General features: G+C 63.3%; 11 protein-coding genes and 1 tRNA gene. 11 read left to right on the top strand and 1 reads right to left on the bottom strand.

Annotation, left to right across the window (positions count from 1 at the left end; translation table 11 throughout):
• Positions 1 to 11 precede the first annotated feature (11 nt).
• The 11 genes from FJ973_RS27890 (at position 12) to FJ973_RS27840 (ending at position 12815) form a co-directional block, all read left to right on the top strand.
• On the top strand, positions 12 to 956 hold the full coding sequence (locus tag FJ973_RS27890; RefSeq protein ID WP_246673025.1) for a 2-hydroxyacid dehydrogenase: 945 nt from the start codon (positions 12 to 14) through the stop codon (positions 954 to 956).
• 262 nt (positions 957 to 1218) lie between these two features.
• Entirely contained in the window at positions 1219 to 2190 is a 972-nt protein-coding gene (locus tag FJ973_RS27885; RefSeq protein WP_140500993.1) for a cupin domain-containing protein, read from the top strand.
• A gap of 307 nt (positions 2191 to 2497) precedes the next feature.
• The gene (locus tag FJ973_RS27880) at positions 2498 to 3496 is read left to right on the top strand and encodes a TRAP transporter substrate-binding protein (RefSeq protein ID WP_140525785.1); all 999 of its coding nucleotides are present in this window, start codon (positions 2498 to 2500) and stop codon (positions 3494 to 3496) included.
• A 222-nt stretch (positions 3497 to 3718) separates the two neighbouring features.
• Complete coding sequence (locus tag FJ973_RS27875; RefSeq protein WP_140558613.1) at positions 3719 to 5884, top strand: hypothetical protein; 2166 nt, start codon at positions 3719 to 3721, stop codon at positions 5882 to 5884.
• Between the two features lie 75 nt (positions 5885 to 5959).
• On the top strand, positions 5960 to 8143 hold the full coding sequence (locus tag FJ973_RS27870; RefSeq protein WP_140558611.1) for a hypothetical protein: 2184 nt from the start codon (positions 5960 to 5962) through the stop codon (positions 8141 to 8143).
• Between the two features lie 181 nt (positions 8144 to 8324).
• Complete coding sequence (locus FJ973_RS27865; protein WP_210239494.1) at positions 8325 to 8906, top strand: curli assembly protein CsgF; 582 nt, start codon at positions 8325 to 8327, stop codon at positions 8904 to 8906.
• Between the two features lie 56 nt (positions 8907 to 8962).
• Positions 8963 to 10159, top strand: coding sequence for a CsgG/HfaB family protein (locus tag FJ973_RS27860; protein WP_181170965.1), 1197 nt, complete (start codon positions 8963 to 8965; stop codon positions 10157 to 10159).
• A 267-nt stretch (positions 10160 to 10426) separates the two neighbouring features.
• Positions 10427 to 10921, top strand: coding sequence for a hypothetical protein (locus tag FJ973_RS27855; RefSeq protein ID WP_181170964.1), 495 nt, complete (start codon positions 10427 to 10429; stop codon positions 10919 to 10921).
• 26 nt (positions 10922 to 10947) lie between these two features.
• Positions 10948 to 11643 carry a hypothetical protein gene (locus tag FJ973_RS27850; RefSeq protein ID WP_140525781.1) on the top strand — a complete coding sequence of 232 codons (696 nt, stop codon included), beginning with the start codon at positions 10948 to 10950 and terminating at the stop codon, positions 11641 to 11643.
• Positions 11644 to 11645: 2 nt separating this feature from the next.
• Entirely contained in the window at positions 11646 to 12023 is a 378-nt protein-coding gene (gene csgH / locus FJ973_RS27845; RefSeq protein WP_140501008.1) for a curli-like amyloid fiber formation chaperone CsgH, read from the top strand.
• Between the two features lie 51 nt (positions 12024 to 12074).
• A complete protein-coding gene (locus tag FJ973_RS27840) occupies positions 12075 to 12815 on the top strand; it encodes an AprI/Inh family metalloprotease inhibitor (protein ID WP_140558605.1) in 741 nt (246 codons plus the stop codon).
• Positions 12816 to 12995: 180 nt separating this feature from the next.
• On the opposite strand, the gene FJ973_RS27835 is transcribed toward FJ973_RS27840, so the two are convergent.
• Positions 12996 to 13071, bottom strand: a tRNA-Phe gene (locus tag FJ973_RS27835).
• Positions 13072 to 13200: the final 129 nt, after the last annotated feature.

Raw genomic sequence — 13200 nt, 5'->3', positions numbered from 1 at the left:
AAGGAAAGCCTTTGTCGAAACCCGCCGCCACCGTGTTGATACCAGGCTGGATGCACGAGCATGCCCGCTGCATGCTCGGAACGCATTTCAGCCTGGTCGAAACCCCTGACTGTGACATTCACGCCCGTTTGTCCCCGGAGGTGCGGGCGTCAATTCGTGGCGTGGCCTGTCGCGCCAGAATCGATCGGCAGTTCATAGACGCCCTTCCCAACCTTGAGATCATCGCCAGCTACGGCGTCGGCTACGACGCGGTGGATGCTGCCTACGCACGCAGCAAGAATATCGTCGTCACGAACACCCCTGATGTCCTGAACGAGGAGGTCGCCGATCTCACGTTGGGGCTCCTTATCAGCGTCGTGCGCGAGATACCCAAGGCGGCAGCCTTCGTTCGCGGGGGCCACTGGAAAGCATCGGACTACCCGCTTAGCCGTCTGACACTGCGGAACCGCAGGGTCGGCATCTACGGAATGGGGCGGATCGGTCGCTGCATCGCCCGACGAGTTGAAGCGTTTGGGCTTCCTGTTGCCTATCACAGCCGGCGCCCGGCGGAGGGGGTTGCGTACGACTACTTTCCTTCACTGCTGGAACTTGCCAGTGCCGTCGATGTGCTCATCTCCATCGTGCCGGGCGACCCGTCGACCGCAAACAGCGTGAATGCCGAGGTGCTGTCCGCCCTCGGGCCCGAGGGCGTGTTCATCAATGTAGGCCGCGGAACCGTCGTGGACGAGGATGCACTGATCGGCGCCCTGCGCACGGGAGCCATTGCGGCGGCCGGCCTCGACGTGCTCGCGGATGAACCCAATGTCTCCGAAGACCTGCTGGCGCTCGATAACCTGACGATCCTGCCGCATATCGGGTCCGCGTCGGTCAGTACGCGCACCGCAATGGCGGACCTCGTGGCCCAGAACGTGATCGCCTGGTTCCAGAGTGGAGCGGCGATCACACCCGTACCCTAGACAGCCTCCGATCAGCCGCCGAGGCCTCCTGCACTGTCAGCGGACGTTATGATCCATGCACGTTAACCCAACAGGCAAGCATCCGATCGACAGGCCCTGAAGCGCCGCGGTGAGGCGTTGACAACCCATTAATAGTCTGCCCAATATGCATTGTTGGACATCGCGTCCACATTGTGGATTTTTCTGATCGGTCGATGCTTGGGGTTTCGGTCAGATTCGCGGTGTCACCATCGGTCAAGCAGAAAACGGAGGAGTGACTCTCATGAACCTATGGAAAGGCGGATTGGCCGTGGTGGCCGCGCTGGCGATCGGGGCGGTATCGTCCACCGCGGCGCTCGCACAGACGGTGTTCACCTGGACGCCAAAGCCGGTGGCGCTGGCACCATACAAGGCCCCGAACAAGCCGCACACGACGATAGCCGACGTGCGCGCCAAGATTTCTCCCGCCAATCAGTCCAAGACTTGGCACCAGGAGATCGTCAGCGACGCGCACCTGCGGGCTTCATGGGTTCAGTTGGCGGTCGGTGATCAGTCGCCGGCCATGTTCATATCGGATACCCGCGCGGCCTTCATTGTCTGGGAAGGTTCGGTCGAGTTCACGATCGGGAGCGAGGCGCCGTTTACGGCCACCAAAGGCTTTATGGTCCAGGTCCCCGCGCGCACGCAGTTCCAGATGAAGAACGTCGGCGCGGTGCCGTCCTTGCACTTCGAGGTCTTCACCGCGGACGCCAAGATCACTTACCCGCAGGCGGCGGCAACCTTGCCTAAGCCGCAGCCGGGGATGACCTGGGCGTTGACGCGACAGGATCCGGGTGCAGAAGCCCTTGGGACAGGCAATTCTACTTTCAGGGATTTCCTTGCTTCGCCCTCGGGCGGCGCATTCGTAACCGCCCCTGGCTTGTTCGTTAACGCCATCCGCGGCCAGGCGTTCAACTGCAATATGCAGTCCCCCACGGCGCTCGGACACAGGCACATCAACTATGGTGAATTCTGGTTCATCATGGAAGGTCAGATCCAATACAACCTCGAAGGCCTGCCGGGCTTCGTCTCGGAGGCCGGCGACATTGTCTATGTCCCGGCCGGCCGGTGGCACTCGGCGGCGAACTATTGTCCGGGGAGTGACACGCGGATTGCCATCAATCCCTTCCCGACCGGTACGCATAACTGGCCGCCGACTGCCAGCCAGCCCAACCCACCGATGCCCCCGATCTCGGGCAAGGGATGGCTTGATTGATGTTGCCGGTGGCCCGTCCTCATCGTGAGGGCGGGCCGTTGGTCTGACCTGACTTTGGCGCGGGGGAGCATCGGCCGGGGTGTATTCGGGGGGGCGCGTTCATCGTGGCCGCAGAAATTGATCACACCGCCCGTCGGAGGCTCGTCGGCGCCGTAGCAGAAGCGGCGTACCGTCCGCTTCAGCAGCCAGGGACGCCATATCGTTAGTCTTGGCCGAATAGGCCATTCTCGTACCGCCGGTCCTGTTCCTTAGTGGTTGCAGTTCCTGCATTCTGGTTCCTTTGAACCAATTCTTGGGAGGTTGAACTATGAAGAAAGTATTGTTTCTGACTGCGGCGCTGCTGGGAGGGCTCTTGGCCGCCGCTCCGGCCATGGCTCAGAACCCGCGCCTGGGCTACGTGCCTACGGAAGACCATCCGGTCGGACAGGCTTCGCGCTATTTTGCGAAGCTGGTGGAAGAGAAGACGGGCGGGCGCATCAAGATCGACACGTTCGGAAATGGCGTGCTCGGCAGCGAGCCCGAGATGCAGGCGTCGGTTCAGGCCGGCTTCATCGATATCATGGTTGGCCCCACGCCCAACCTGGTCGGCGTCGTTCCGCAATTCATGATCTACGATCTTCCGTTTTTCTACAAGGACTTCGCCGCGGTCGATGCCGTCATGGACGGCGCGGTCGGCGAGCAGCTGTTTGCACAGCTGAAGGAAAAGACCGGCATCGTCGGTCTGGCGTGGTGGGACAACGGCTTCCGCCACATGACCAACAAGGTTCGTCCCGTCAAAACGGTGGACGATATGGCAGGGATCAACATCCGCGTCATACCCAACCCGTTGTTCATTGCGACCTGGACGGCTTTGGGAACCAATCCGACGCCGCTTCCTTGGCCTGAGCTGTACAGCGCGCTCGAAAATGGCGCCGTCGATGCCCAGGAGACGCCGTACGCTCTTATCTACACCGCAAGGTTCTATGAGGTGCAGAAGTATCTGACCAAGACGGGCCATGTCTATACGCCGTTTGTTCTTCTCGCGAGCCAGAAATGGTTTGGAAGCCTCTCCGAGGAGGACAAGGCAGCCGTCATGGAAGCTGCGAAGGAATCGGCAGCCTTCCAACGGGATCTTTCTCGCAAGGAGGCAGGGAAATTGGAGGCGGAGCTCGCGGCGAAGGGCTTCGAGATTTCCCAACCCACGCCTGAAGCGCTCGCAGCCATGACCGAACGCGTTGCGCCTGTCGTGAAAGAGTACAGCGAAAAGATCGGCGTCGATCTGGTCGAGCAGGCGCGCGCCGCTATGGCGGCAGTTGCCAAGCCATAGAGGTCTTATGGCGCCGGAGCCAGGTTCGCCTGCTCCGGCGTCCATTTGCAGAAGCATCGTGCGTCCGAGTCAGTTTGAAGCCGCAAGCAGTGTGCGCGGCTTACGACACGTCGCAGACGCCAAGGTTCAACAAATTGACGATGCCCCCGCGCTCCAATCCGGCTTCCGGCATCCGGGCGCGACCGGCATCGACATCTCTCACTCTAGTTGGGGATAATCAAAATGAAGAAGACGGCACTACTCTCATCCAAACGTTTCGCTTCGACACTTCTGGCCGCGACGGCGATGGCGCTGGTGTCTGCGCCGGCCTGGGCCGACGACAACTTCGCTAACGTCTCGCAGACGGGCAGCGGCAACACTGGCATGGTGGTCCAGGGTCCCGGCGACGAGAACGAAGTCGGCACCGCGACGGACGCGGCCAGCCAGAACGGCTCGGGTAACAACCTCGATGTCGGGCAGGCCGGCAACCGCAACCAGGTGGGTACCCGCGGCACCGGCCTCGACCAGACAGGCGACGGCAATGTGCTGGTCATCGACCAGCTTTCCGACGGCAACCGCGTCAACCAGATCAACCAGAGCAGCGCAAGCGGCTCGGGGAGGCTCAACAGCGCGACCGTCACCCAGCAGACCGCTTCGGGCGAGCCTGTGGATGGGCTCTCCACCGTCACCGGCATCGCACAGACGCATGTCTCGGGTGCTGCCAACACTGTGGCGATCACCCAGACCAGCGAAGGCGCCGGCGGCAACATCATCGGCACCGGCAACGCTGACTCCGTCAGCGGCGGGGTGACGCAGACCGGCGGCGGCAACGACGCCAACCTGAGCCAGACCGGGGCAGGCAACCGCATCGGCGCCTCGCTCCAGAACGGCCAGGGCAATGCGACGGCCATGAGCCAGGACGGCGACGGCAACGCGATCGACGGGTCGCAGGTCGGCGATGGCAACACCGCGGAAGCGTCGCAGGTCGGCAACTCGAACGGCACGACCGGCTTCGGCACCTTTGTCAGCACCTCGTCCTCGGTGACGCAAGGCTTGATCAAGCAGGAAGGCAACGGCAACAGCCTGCTGCTCGACATCCTCGGTGACGGCAACCAGTTCGGCATCGACCAGTCCGGCTCGGGGAACGACGCGGTGGCTCGGGCGACCGGCAACGCCAACGAGTTCGCGGTGGGCCAGACGGGCGACGCGAATATCGGTCGGATCGCGATCGGAGACCGGGACGGCGCCAGCGACGAGAACCTGGTGGTCCTGAACCAGGACACCGGCTCCTCGTTCGGCAATGAAGCCGAGATCCTGGTCGACGGAAACGGCAACACTGTGTCGGTCGATCAGCTCGGCGCGACCGGCTACAATGATGCGGGCGTCGACGTCCAAGGCGACGACAACGACGTGGCTGTCGACCAGAACGGCAGCAATCAGGGCGACGTGTACGTCGTCGGAAACGCCAACGACGCAACGCTGGACCAGGACGGAGCCGTCAACAGCGCACGGCTCGAGATCATCGGGCACTACAACGAGTTCGACGGTGACCAGTCCGGCGATTACAACGAGGCGACGGCGCGGGCGACCGGCAACGCCAACGACGTTACGATGAGCCAGACAGGAGGCACCAATATCGGCCAGATCCTGATCGGCGACCGCAACGGCGGCAGCGACGACAATGTCGTGGTTCTGAACCAGGACAGCGGCGCCTCGCTCGGCAATCAAGCCGAGATTCTCGTCGATGGAAACACCAACACGATTTCCGTCGACCAGCTCGGCGTGACCAGTCTCGATTACGGCAACAACGTGCTCGTCGATGTCTTCGGCGACACGAACCAGGTGACGGTCGACCAGGTCGGCAGGAACGAGGGCTTGGTGTCGGTGGTCGGAAACCTCAACACCGCATCGCTCGACCAGACCGGCGACTTCAACAATGGGCAGATCGAGATCCTCGGAGACAGCAACGAGCTGGTCGTGGTCCAGTCCGGCACGTTGAACGATGCGCTGGGCCTGGCGACCGGCAATGGCAACGAAGCGCTGATCAGCCAGGTTGGCAGCTTCAACACGGCCCTCATCACCTTCCAGGGTGACACGAACGGCGCCAACGGCTTGACTGGCGTTGCGGGAGCTCTGGCCGGCAGCTCTGGCGGCCTCCTCATGGCGGGCAGGGCTCTTCAGGACTCGTCCTCGGCCCTGACGGGGAACAGCCTGACCTATGAGGCCATCGGCAATCTGAACCAGTTCGCCTTTGCTCAGATCGGTGGCGGCAACTCCATCACCGGCCTCGTCGGCAACGCCGGCGCATCCGATGGAAACCAGGTTGCCGTGTTGCAGAACGGGTCGAACAACGTGACGTCGTTCACCCAGAACGGTGGCGGCTCGAACAGCCTCTCAGTCTCGCAGTAAGCACTATCGGCCGGGCGGGAAGCCGCCCGGCCGACGTCTTCGAGCAACATTCAACCGCGTGACAGGGGTTACACGATGACATTCAAGCTGACACTTGCGACCACCACGGCGGTCGGACTTCTCATGGGGGCGGCACTCGCAGGCAGCGAGAACGAGGCCTATATCGACCAGATCGGCGACGGTAACTCGGCCTCCATCGTCCAGGGCCAGTCGAACGGTTCAGCCGTCGGCAACAGAGCCGGACATACGACGCAGCGAATCCGGCAGGACGGCACCGACAACGAACTGATCATCAACCAGACGCATGACTCGAACGTGAACAGCCCGCCGCGCAACCAGATCAACCGGGCAGGAGCGCCGGGCGACCAGGCGGGTCTTGGCATCGACCAGATCGGAAACTCCAACTATCTGCGAATCGATCAGACGGGTGCCAACCAGGCCGTCTTCGAGGTGCAGCAGAATGGCGGCACGTCTGCGACGACCTCTTCCAACAACGCAACGATCACCCAGAACGGCGGCTGGTCGGCACGCGTCTCCAACTTGCGGCAGACCTTCACCGGCGGCGCCGCGGACGGTTCCAACGACGTCACCATCACCCAGACCGGCCAGTCTTCGCGCGTGGGCAACACCAGCAGCGGCCCGCGCAATGACGGCAGTGGCGCGCACCAGACCGGCTTCGGCAACCAGCTGACCGTCAACCAGACTGGCAATTCCCAGCTCGTCTACACGGCGACGCAGATCAACAGCGCCTCGAGCGGCGGCACGAACGTCGCGTCGGTGACCCAGGGCGGCGGCAATGGCAACCAGATTCGCGAGCTGAGCCAGACCAACACCGGCACCCTGGACAACACCGCGAGGCTGACCTTCTCGGGTGCCGGCAACGGGGTGACGTCCGGCGTCTTCACCGGGGTGGCGCTGGGCGTGGGGATCTCCCAGTCGCGCATTCGCCAGACCGGGGAAGGCAACGACCTGAGCTATGTCGCGACCGGCGACGGCAACCTGTTCGGCTTCGTCCAGGACGGGCTGGGTAACCGGATCGTCGGCACTGTGGACGGAAATGCCAATCAGGTCGCGGTATCGCAGGAAGGCGACGTCAACAGCGCCGAACTCGAGATCCGCGGAGACAGCAACCAGTTCGGCATTGCCCAGATTGGCGAGGCAAACGAGGCGCTGGCGTTTGCGAACGGCAACTCCAACGAACTTACACTGAGCCAGATCGGAATCGCCAATCTCGGCGAGGTCCTGATCGGATCCCGGACCGCCGGCAGCAGCGACGACAATGCGGTGGTCCTGAACCAGGACAGCCTCGCTTCGTTCGGCAATGTCGGCGAGATCGACGTCGACGGGAACGCCAACACGATTTCGCTCGACCAGCTGGGCGTGATCGGCAGCAACTACGGGACCGTCGACATTCTCGGCGACGAGAACGCCGTGGCGGTGGACCAGGACGGCAGCAATACGGGCGAGGTGTTCGTCACCGGAAACCTCAACGTCGTTTCGCTCGACCAGGAAGCCATCTCCTCCTTCGGTAATGAAGCCGGGATCCGCGTCGATGGAAACAGCAACAACCTTGTCGTCGATCAACTCGGCGCGGCCGGCTCCAACGAAGCGACAGTCGACATCCAGGGCGACCAGAACGACGTGGCGGTCGACCAGGAGGGCAGCAATACGGGCGGGATGGTCGTCACCGGAAACCTCAACGGCGCAACGCTCGCCCAGGACGGCGCCATCAACAGCGCGCTCATCGAGATCTACGGGGACGGCAACCAGTTCGACGTCGATCAGGACGGCACCTTCAACGACGCGGTGGCGCTGGCGAACGGCAATGCCAACGAGGTCACGCTGAGTCAGACAGGAGACGTGAATACCGGCTCTGTCGACATCTTCGGCGACCAGAACGATGTAGCGATCGACCAGAACGGCAGCTTCAATACGGTCAGCATGACCTTCCAGGGGGACTCGAACGGCAGTGGCAGCCTGACCGGCGCCGCGGGATTGCTGGTCAGCACGTCTGGCGGTCAACTCGTGGCGGGCAGGGCGCTTCAGGACTCGTCCTCGGCGCTGTCGGGCAACAGCCTGACCTATGACGTCGTCGGCAATCTGAACGAGTTCGCCTTCGCCCAGATCGGCGGCGGCAACACGATCGACGGGTCGGTCATGGGAACCGGCAACGAGGTCGCGATCGTCCAGGCGGGGAACAGCAACTATGCATCGTTCAGCCAGATCGGCAGCTCAAACAGCATCGGCGTCTCGCAGTAGGGTTGCCAGGCCGCCCCGCCAGCACGTCCCGTAAAAGCGCAGTGAGGCCGGGCGCAGGCGCAATAGCGATCCTGTCATGTACGTGGGGGAAAGCGGCAGGGTGGCGGAAACGGTGCCTGGAAGTGTTTGCAAGAAACGCCGTTATGGCGGTTTTCATTCGCAAGGTGTTGGGGGAGATGAGATGATGAAGACTGCTTGTGCGGCGCTTCTGACCGCTGGCGTTGTTCTGGCTGCCGCGGGCGGTTCGGTCGCTCAGGATATGGTTTACACTCCGGTCAACCCCTCCTTCGGCGGCAGCCCGCTGAATTCGTCTCACCTGCTCGGCCTCGCCAACGCCCAGCGTACGGCCACGGCCCGTACGCCAGGCCCGGGCACGGATTCGACGGATCCGAGCGATCCGGGCTCCACCGACGCGGACCTCTTCATCCGCCAGCTCCAGAGCCGCCTGCTTTCGGGGCTCGCGAGTCAGGTTACCGAGGCGATCTTCGGTGACAATCCCCAGGACTCGGGTACGGTCCGTTTCGGTGAGACGACCGTCACCTTCGAGCGGACCGTCGATTCGATCCGGCTGATCATCACTGACCCGACCGGCGTCACCGAGATCGTGGTGCCCCTGCTGGTCGCGACAAACAACACCGTGAATTCCCTCATGCAGGGCGCTGGTGGCCTGGAGTCGGGCAACGCTCTGTCCGGCGGATTGAACACCGGCGCCCTGAGCGGCGACCTGACGTCGAGCACGTCGCTCAGCCCGGGGCTCAATTGATTTCGATGCGGGATGGATCAGTGCGAGTGCGGGCAGCGGCCTCACGGGAGGGCGACATGCCGAAAAGCCGGCGCTTTGGGACAAAGATCGCAAGGGTCGCCGTCGTAGGCGCACTCGTGTCAGTGCTTGGCGGATGCCAGGCGGTGCCGACCGAAGGCGTTCTGCAGCCTGTTTATACGCCTGTGACGAAGCAGAGCCACAGCCTGCGCACCATCCCGGCCCCCTCGAAGCGAATTACCGTCGCCGTCTACGATTTCCCCGATCTCACCGGCCAGTACAAGGAACGCGAGAACGTCCAGACCCTGTCGCGGGCTGTCACCCAGGGCGGTGCGCCCATGCTGATCAAGGCCTTGCAGGATGCTGGCGAGAAGCGCTGGTTCACCGTGCTCGACCGTGCCCGCCTTGACGACCTGCTCAAGGAACGGCAGATCGTCACCGAGATGCGGCGGCTCTACCGCAACGAGCAGCGTATCGACGCGCGGATCCTGCCGCCGCTCGATCACGCGGGCATCATCCTCCAGGGCGGAATCACCGGTTACGACACCAACACCATGACGGGCGGCATCGGCGCGCGCTACCTGGGCATCGGCGGCGATGTGAAGTGGCAGCAGGACACTGTGACCGTCACTTTGCGGGCCGTTTCGACGAACACGGGAGAGGTGCTGTCCAGCGTGGCGGTTCACAAGATGATCGCCTCCTACGCGCTGCAGGGCGGTGCATTCCGCTATGTCGCCCTGGACAAGATCCTCGAGGCTGAGGCGGGCGTCACCCAGAACGAGCCCAAGCAGATCGCCGTGCAGCAGGCCATCGAGAAGGCGGTGATGGGTATGATCATCGAGGGCGCCGAACTCGGTGTCTGGTCGTTCGAGGACCGGGATGCAGGACGCGAGCTGATAGCCGACTACCGCAACGAGAAGTATGGCACCAAGCTGACCGCGGCCGCTGAAATCGTGCCGCCGCCCAAGACACGCAACGCCGCGGACGTCGTCGAGACGACAGCCGCATGGCCGCGCGCGGCGGCTGCGCCGCGACGCACGACTCCGGCCCTGGCGGCTCCGCCGCCGGGCGCGCCCGTCCCCGTGGCTCCGCCTCCCGCAGCGCCGGACGAAACCGTCGGCTCGCTTGAGCCGGGCGTGGCCGTTCCCGAGGCTTCGCCTGCGGTCGCCGGCGCGGCGACGGCGCCAAACCCTGCCGCGACTCCGAAGGCGGCCCGGCAACGTGACTATGTGGCCTCGATAGCGCCGGTGCGTTGACGATGCTCATGGACCCTCTCAATCCGTTCTCCAACGCAAAGGGCGGCGCGGCGCTTACCCTCCTGGCGTCGGTGCACGGCGACAGCAACCAGTTCGGTGGCGTGGCGCCTCAGGCTGGTTCTGGCAGAGCGCCGTCGTGCTCCAGCAATGACCTTGTCTTCGGTCGGACCGGAGAAAGCGACGTTGCTTCAACTTTGATCGATCCCGAGGCCCGAATATTAGGCAGCACTTGCGATGATCTCCCCACATTACGAGGGGACTGTAACAATGAATCTGCATTCTGTCTTTGTTGCGGGCGTCGTCTTGGCGTCGGCGCCTGCCCAGGCCGGCAACGAACTGGTTATCCTGGCCCAGCACGGGTTGTCCAATTCGCTCATGCTCGACGTGAGCGGCAGCCTCAATGCGGTGTCCGTTCTTCAGGCCCACCACGGTCTCGGCGCGGCGAACGTGATCGACGTCAACATCGAGAGCGATTTCAACGGCGGCCCGCTTGGCCCGTCCTTCATCGGAGCGATCCTCTCGGCTGGCCTCACGCCCGGTTCGATCACACAGAGCGGATTCGACGACCACATCATCGCCAGCGTAACCGGCAGCTACAATCTCTTCGCTTTCGCGCAGGAGGGCAGCGGCGACCGGCTTACAGCCTCGATCTCGGGCATGGCAAATCAGGCAGCCGTCACCCAATCCGGAAGAAATAACGTCGTGGGATTTTCACAGTCCGGAAACGGCAATACGGTCAGCGTCTCGCAGACATCCTGGTGACGCAACACAGGGAGCTTGTTCGCATCATGCGCAAATCTACGGCTGTTCTGGCGAGCGCTCTCGTCTTATGTTCCTCTCCGGCCTTTGCTGGCGACAATAACGTCCTGAAGATCATCCAGACCAGCCCTCCTGGCGCGCTCGAGGGAAACGTCCTGTCGTCAGACCAGTCGCGCGCCACCGGTTCGCTTGTCGCCGGCCCGACGCAGCAGATGATCGATAACGCGCTCGGCGGCACGCTTGCTGTCGGCGACCTGTACCGGATGGACCAGGCGACTGCGCCGTCCGCGCTTCAGACAGGCCAGGGCAACACCGCAACGCTGACCATCGAAGGCGATGGTGGTCAGTTGTTTCTTCTCCAGGACAATTCGGCTGGCGGGACGTTGGGCAATTCGGCTCAGTTGAGCGCATTTGGAGCCGATTCCCTTGGCGCCGTCCTGCAGCTCGGCGATGGCAACGATGCATCGCTGACCGTAGGCGGTGGCGCAACCGGTCTGATCGTGCAGAACGGCAGCGGCAATGCCAACTCACTCACCGTGGGTTCTGGTGGCAGCGGCGAGATAGTTCAGAACGGCAACGGCAACACCTTCTCCACGTCCGTGGCGGCCAACACCGCCGTGACCATCACGCAGAACGGCAACAATCTTAGCCCGGTAGGCGTGACAGGCATGCAGGTGTTCTCGACGGCGCCGGGAACAGTTTCGATCACCCAGACCGGTTTCTAGCGATGCGCGGCGCGGCTGCACTCGTCGTGGGTCTTGCCGCCGCCTGCGGTGCAGGCGGCGCGGTGGCGCAGCACGGAGGCGCCGTCGCGGTCCCCTCCATCGCCATCGTGCCCACGGGCGCCGGGGTCCAGATCACTGCATCGGCCGTCGGCCTTGGCGTTGTGGAGATCGAGGGCTCGGTTGAGATCGACCGGACGGGCGGCTCGGGCACGATGACCACGCGCCAGAACCGCACACTGAGGCTCTCCGCCGGCCAATCCCAGGACATAGCCAGGACTGCGCTGTCTCTCGCCAAGGGCGACCACATCTCCATCAGGGTTGTTCTCCGGCAGGACGGCAGGGTCGTCGGCCAGGCCGAGGTTTCGGCGGGCGAGCCCTGAGGAAGTCGCTAGCTCCCTAATTTTCGACTTTCGCGCAGCGGAGAGGGCATCATGAAGGTTGCGAGATTTTTGACCGTCGTTCTGGTCGTGGCGGGCATGTCGTTCCCGGCCACGGTGGTACGGGCGCAGTCCGTGGACCAGTTCGTTCAGGCATTCAGCGGCACCTGGCAGCTCGTTGATGCGCGCTATTCCAACCTTCCCTCAACTTGCCACATGGCGCTGGGGTCGACAGCCGATGCGAACGGCCGCTTCGCCATTAAGGGGCTGGGTTGCCGCGGCGATGCCGCTCTGGTCAGTTCCTGGGGCGTGAGCGAGGGTCAGATGGCCCTGTTCGATGCGGCCGGAGCGGTGATCGCCCGTCTTGGCGGCAACCAGCGGCGGATCAGCGGCACCAGCGTATCGGGCGCTCCCCTGATCTTCGAGAAGGTCGGTGTTGCCGGAACGGCGGCCATGCTCAAGACTGCCAAGCGGGCCGGGGGCTGCTTCTATTCGGGCTTCACCAGCAAGTGCGCGGATGCGGCACAGGCCGCGCCTCCCGCGCCGGAAGGCGCCAGCGTCCAGGTCCTGGTTAACCTGAACGTCCGCGCCGAGGCGCGCGACGACGCTGAGGTGGTCGGCGTGGTTCCGTCGCAAACCTGCGTCACGACCGAACTGTGCATGACGGCGACCGACGGCGCCTGGTGCCGCGCCAAGTTCGGGGAGAGGACCGGATGGATGCGGAAGTTGGCCTTGCGCCAGAACCGCTGGGCCATCGTCACCTTCGACAACTCTTGCCCCAAGCAGGGCGGCTAACTCTCTATGAGGTCTTTCGGCACGCGGACATGAACATAGTAGATGCCATTTCGGATGATTGTGTTTGGTATCTTGCGCATGTCGTCCATTCCTCGACTGTATCACAGCGTGTATGACAGTCGAGGTGGGTCAAACCCTTGGAAAATAACGCTTCAGGAAAATCAGCGGCTTAGGGGGAAATGGTGCCCAGAGGCGGATTCGAACCACCGACACGCGGATTTTCAGTCCGCTGCTCTACCAACTGAGCTATCTGGGCCTGTTCCGGCTAACGAAAACTCGCGCTCCGGATTTCATGGAAGCGCCGTGGGCGTCCCTTGAAAGCGCGTGGGTTATAGCATGGGAATCCGGCCTGTCCAGCGCCCAGATGTGGATTTCCGGCAGGAAA

This window comes from Mesorhizobium sp. B2-1-3 (genome assembly GCF_006442495.1).
Classification (GTDB): domain Bacteria; phylum Pseudomonadota; class Alphaproteobacteria; order Rhizobiales; family Rhizobiaceae; genus Mesorhizobium.
This window is presented reverse-complemented; position numbering and strand designations above follow the sequence as displayed.

Bases quoted from the DNA above. Each gene is read 5' to 3' on its own strand.
- FJ973_RS27865 (WP_210239494.1), top strand. From the start codon at position 8,325: ATGATGAAGACTGCTTGTGCGGCGCTTCTGACCGCTGGCGTTGTTCTG.
- FJ973_RS27880 (WP_140525785.1), top strand. From the start codon at position 2,498: ATGAAGAAAGTATTGTTTCTGACTGCGGCGCTGCTGGGAGGGCTCTTG.
- FJ973_RS27840 (WP_140558605.1), top strand. From the start codon at position 12,075: ATGAAGGTTGCGAGATTTTTGACCGTCGTTCTGGTCGTGGCGGGCATG.
- FJ973_RS27885 (WP_140500993.1), top strand. From the start codon at position 1,219: ATGAACCTATGGAAAGGCGGATTGGCCGTGGTGGCCGCGCTGGCGATC.
- FJ973_RS27875 (WP_140558613.1), top strand. From the start codon at position 3,719: ATGAAGAAGACGGCACTACTCTCATCCAAACGTTTCGCTTCGACACTT.
- FJ973_RS27850 (WP_140525781.1), top strand. From the start codon at position 10,948: ATGCGCAAATCTACGGCTGTTCTGGCGAGCGCTCTCGTCTTATGTTCC.
- csgH (WP_140501008.1), top strand. From the start codon at position 11,646: ATGCGCGGCGCGGCTGCACTCGTCGTGGGTCTTGCCGCCGCCTGCGGT.
- FJ973_RS27870 (WP_140558611.1), top strand. From the start codon at position 5,960: ATGACATTCAAGCTGACACTTGCGACCACCACGGCGGTCGGACTTCTC.
- FJ973_RS27855 (WP_181170964.1), top strand. From the start codon at position 10,427: ATGAATCTGCATTCTGTCTTTGTTGCGGGCGTCGTCTTGGCGTCGGCG.
- FJ973_RS27860 (WP_181170965.1), top strand. From the start codon at position 8,963: ATGCCGAAAAGCCGGCGCTTTGGGACAAAGATCGCAAGGGTCGCCGTC.